The organism is Dolichospermum sp. LEGE 00246 (assembly GCF_015207865.1).
Taxonomy (GTDB): domain Bacteria; phylum Cyanobacteriota; class Cyanobacteriia; order Cyanobacteriales; family Nostocaceae; genus Dolichospermum; species Dolichospermum heterosporum.
Window position 1 is genome coordinate 1 of the sequence record NZ_JADEWA010000455.1, and the last position, 4,375, is coordinate 4,375.

Annotated in this window: 2 protein-coding genes; both read right to left on the bottom strand. The window is 38.9% G+C overall.

What is annotated here, in order from left to right; translation table 11 throughout:
* Window positions 1–55 precede the first annotated feature (55 nt).
* On the bottom strand, window positions 56–1,768 hold the full coding sequence (locus IQ228_RS21995) for a diflavin flavoprotein (protein WP_027402831.1): 1,713 nt from the start codon (window positions 1,766–1,768) through the stop codon (window positions 56–58).
* 210 nt (window positions 1,769–1,978) lie between these two features.
* Window positions 1,979–3,697, bottom strand: a complete 1,719-nt coding sequence (locus IQ228_RS22000) for a diflavin flavoprotein (RefSeq protein WP_027402830.1) — start codon at window positions 3,695–3,697, stop codon at window positions 1,979–1,981.
* Between the last annotated feature and the right edge of the window lie 678 nt (window positions 3,698–4,375).

The window sequence follows — 4,375 nt, forward strand, 5'->3', positions numbered from 1 at the left end:
ACCCCCAACCCCCTCCCCGCAAGCGAGGAGGGGGCTATAATGTATCCTTATATCTTTAATAGTATGAGCCTGTTTTCCGGTGGTTAATAGCAGTCATAACATCCGGCTTGAGTAATTTACCGTTGTCAACAGTTGCATAAATTACCCAATGATCACCACATTCTAGGCGCTGTTGTACCAAACATTCTAGATATGCACAAGCTTCTGTTAAAATGGTACAACCATTATCGGCTTCCGCTGTGGGGAAGTTAGCAAATCTGTCTTCTCCGGGTTTAAAACTTTTGCGGAAATGTTTCATGTATTCCACATGAACACCTTCAGGAAGGATATTCAAGACAAATTTACCACCAGGATATAATAGTGATTCGACTGCCCGCTCTTTGGCGATCGCTACAGTAATTCCCGGTGGATTAAAAGTAGCTTGAGATACCCAAGCACCCATCATCCCTGTCGAAAATTCTCCCTGCTTGGCGGCAATGACACAGACAGAACCAATAATCCGGCCGACAGCTTGTTCTGTGGGGGTTGCAGATTGTTGAGGAACACGCACTTTCTTAGCTTTTCGCAAACTTTGAGCAAAGTCTGTACCGACTTCTTCGCAATATTTGAGAGTGACTTCATCTGGTTTAAATTTGACTTTCAAGGTATCAAAACCGAAACGATAGCCAGCGTCTCGGAGTTTGCATTCTACCAAGTCTAAAGCTTCACCACTCCAACCGTAAGAACCAAATACCCCCGCCGGTTTGGTATTATCACCGCTAGAGAGGACAATTCCTAATGCGGTATGAATGGGAGTAGGTGCGTGTCCACCAATGGTAGGAGTACCAATGATAAAACCATCTGCTTGTTCCAAGCTGGTACGGATTTCGTCAGCGGTTGCAAATTCACAGTTGACAGATTTAACGGCAACGCCACCTTTGGTTAATCCTAATGCCATTGCTTGTGCTAAGGTGGCAGTGTTGCCATAAGCGGAAGCGTAGAGAAGTGCTACGGATATTTCTCGATCTTTTTGAGCGCGACTCCACTCACCGTAGGATTTGGTTAGTTCAATTAAACTGGTGCGTACCAAGGGTCCATGACCGACAGCATACATTCTCACCTGCAAATCGGAGATTTTCTCCAAAGCTGATTCCACATGAGTTGCATGGGGAGCCATGAGGCAGTTAAAGTAATAACGTTGGTCTTCTTTGAAAGTTTCCCAATGATCATCAAATACTTCTTCACCACAGATGTGAGCGCCAAATAGCTTATCTGTAAAAAGAATTTGGGTTTGTTGGTCGTAAGTACAAAGTGCTTCAGGCCAGCGGGGACTAGGAGTAGGTAAGAATTTCAAGACATGACCTTTACCTAAATCTAGGGTTTCTTTCCCCCGCATGACGAGAACTTTGATATCTTGGTCGGTGAAAGCAGCACGTAAATTATTAGCGGCGGGAAGGGAACAAACAAAGGTAATTTGGGGTGCGATCGCTAAAATTGCTTTTAAAGTAGGAATACGATTGGGGTTAAAATGTCCCAAAATTACATAATCCAACTTTTGCACATTAATATTTTTCTGTAATGCTTCCAGATAAATTTCTGTAAATCCTTCGGCGGGAGCGTCTGTTAATGCAGTTTTATCGGCTTCTATTAAATAGCTATTAGAAGTAGTTCCCCGTTCTAGAGCATATTCAATTTCAAACCGCAACCGCGACTTACTGCGCGATCGCATTACTTTTGTGTTGGTAGCAATTGGTAGTATTTGTACGTCCCTTGGTCTAGAATCGCTCATGGATACTTGTTGGGTCGAAAAAACTTGAGAAACCCAATTTTTAGCTGATTCAACAGCGTTAGAAAATGAATCTGGAAGTGTCATAGTTATTATGAAAGATGGTTAGTTAATAATTAGGTAATGGGTAATAGGGAACAGGGAACAGGGAACAGGGAACAGGTAGAGAAGAGGGTAATCACCAATTACCAATTACCTATTACCCATTACCTATTAATAGTAATTTCCGACTTTGCGATGACGAACTGCGGTAATTCCATCGGGTTTAGAAACTTTGCCATCTTCAACTGTGCAGTATAAAATCCAGTGATCACTACATTCCATGTTGCTGATTACTTCACATTCCATGTATGCGAGTGCGTCGGTAAGAATGGGTGAACCATTTTTAGCAGTTTGGATTTTTACGTCTGCAAATCTATCAGCACCGGGATTTAAACGTTTGAGAAAATGCTTTTTCAGGTCTTGATAGTTGCCTTCTTCCAGAACATTGAGAACAAAGCGATCGCCTACTTGCATTAAGTCATCGAGAGCGCGATCTTTGGCTACAGCAATGGTAAAACCTAAAGGCTGTAAACTGGCTTGTGTTACCCAAGAAGCGATCATTGCGCCGCTAATATCGCCTTTTTTGGCAGTGACAATATACAAACCATTGCTAATTCTTCCCAACGCTTTTTCCATGTTCACGTCGAGAGATTTTATTTGTTTAATATTGCGTTCTCGCACTAACAATTGTCCCAAAGCATTGCCAGCTTCTGTAAATTGTTTATAGGTGGAATCTGTGGGGGTTTCTTTAATCCGAATGGCTGGGAAAGCTTCCTTAATACCTAAATCAATAAATTTGCGTCTGAGAGTATCAATCGGTTCATCATCGCCACCATAGGACTCAAATAAACCCACAACTTGCTTATTTTTAGCAACGGCTAATAAAGAACTAATTGCGGCTTGTGCTTTAATTGCACTAGTAGAAGGCATCCCTACAATTAAACCAGATGCTCTGCCGGCTAATTCTTGAATTTCTTGGCTTTCTGCGGTGTTGAGATCCAATACTTCCACACCAACACCAGCTTTTTGCAAACCATCACCAATTGAGTGTGCCAAGCGATCGCTATGTCCATAACCAGAAACATAAAACAAACCGACAGTAGTTTCTGTTTTTGCTTGTTTTTGACTCCAATTATGATAATATTCTCTGAGAATATCCAGGTTATGATGTAGTAATGGTCCGTGTCCATTGGCAATAATTTTAATTTCACCAAGTTCACCCATTCTCTTCATTGCATTTAGCAAAGAACGAGCATTTGGACCCATTAAACAATCATAATAAAAGCGAAAATCAGCTTCAATAGCTTCTAAATCTTCGTCGAAAGTGCGATCATCACAGTAGTGCATTCCGAAGGCATCACAAGTGTAGAGAACTTGGGTTTTGCGATCAAAGCTAAAAATAGTATCTGGCCAGTGTAAATTTGGCGCACTGACAAATTCCATTTCGTGATCTTTACCAATTTTTACGCGATCGCCACTTTTAACAATTCGCTTAGAAAAAGGTTCATGTACCAAACCTTCTAAAAATTGCAAAGCCACTTTAGAAGCTAAAACAGTGGCTCTAGGTGCTAACTGTAAAATATCTTCTACTAAGCCACTATGATCAGGTTCAGTATGGCTAACAATTATATAATCAATCGTTTTAGGATTAACTAAACCCTTAAGAGTCTCTAAATAAAGTTCACGAAACTTCTGGTGAGAAGTATCAATTAAAACTGTTTGTTCACCTCTAATTAAATATGAATTATAGGTTGTACCATTTTGTAAACCAAATTCAATATCAAAACGATCCCGATCCCAGTCTAGAGAACGAATCGCAGTGGTATTAGGGGCAATTTCTACAGTTTGTATAGTTAATCGGTTCTGAACGTTCTCTGATATCACTACCATGATTTCACAATAGAAAATAAACAATCATTTCTTCTGCCCCCATTCTCGCTATTATTCTTATTTAAAGCTGTAATGAAAAATATATTTCGGAAAATTAAAGTTGTAGGTACAGATACAGTTTTTACTTTAATTTAGATTAAATTGGACTACGAAATCACAAAATACAGCAGTAATCAATACCCTATTTTTCGTAAGTATTATTTATACTTATGTCCTATTGGTAGGGTATCAATACTGTTCAGTTAAGACTAAAAAACAAAAATATGTAGGTTGAGGAACGAAACCCAACATTTTCAATGATTTGTTGGTTTTATACAATATGTTATTTACGTGGAAATTTTCGTTAACCGAACAGTATTGGGTAGAGTATCCTGGCTGTAACCGTACTCATCATAAAACTAAGTTTACTTTTAAATCTTCATAATTTATGTTTAAACTTTACGATTACTTGATATTTATTTTGTAGCTTTATTTTAAAATAAGAGAGAGACATTATTTATGTCGCTAAAAAGGTATTTTGTACGAAGAGTACATCAGTAAAATTTATTGACATACTATGATTACAACAGCGGTATATTTAAAAATTGGCTCAAAGGAAGCCGTTACAGTAATCAGGGAAGTATTTATTAATTCCAAATATAAAAAAGTATTTGCTCTGATTTTTGAACAAGTACATAT

What these genes read in the sequence shown, in the direction of transcription:
- IQ228_RS21995 (WP_027402831.1), bottom strand. Translation starts at nt 1,768, where the DNA reads ATGAGCGATTCTAGACCAAGGGACGTACAAATACTACCAATTGCTACC.
- IQ228_RS22000 (WP_027402830.1), bottom strand. Translation starts at nt 3,697, where the DNA reads ATGGTAGTGATATCAGAGAACGTTCAGAACCGATTAACTATACAAACT.